Source organism: Sagittula salina, assembly GCF_017813235.1.
GTDB classification, from domain to species: Bacteria; Pseudomonadota; Alphaproteobacteria; order Rhodobacterales; family Rhodobacteraceae; genus Sagittula; species Sagittula salina.
The window spans coordinates 1-276 of sequence record NZ_JAGISH010000053.1 but is presented as its reverse complement, the minus strand read 5'-3'; the positions used below and the strand labels follow the sequence as shown (position 1 = coordinate 276).

Genomic DNA, 276 nt, shown 5'->3' with positions numbered 1-276 from the left:
GAGCATTCCCATATAGTCGGCGCGATCACGTTGCATGCCGTGCTGCTGAAGTTCAGCCCCGCGGAAGAAGTTCCCCCCACCGACGACGACGGCCACCTGAACGCCGCTATTAGCGATCTCAGCGATCTCGCGGGCCTTGGCGGACACGACATCGGCGTCGACGCCGATTCCTCCTCCTCCGAAAACCTCTCCGGACAGCTTGAGAAGGACTCGGTTGTAGCGCTCTGGCATCATCTCTCCTGGTCAGCGGACATTGACGCGGGATGCGTCACCCCA

1 protein-coding gene is annotated in these 276 nt (G+C 61.6%); it reads right to left on the bottom strand.

Annotation, left to right across the window (positions count from 1 at the left end):
* A partial coding sequence (locus J5474_RS22535) for an amino acid kinase family protein (RefSeq protein WP_483414425.1) occupies positions 1–231 on the bottom strand: 231 nt, incomplete at its 3' end.
* Positions 232–276: the final 45 nt, after the last annotated feature.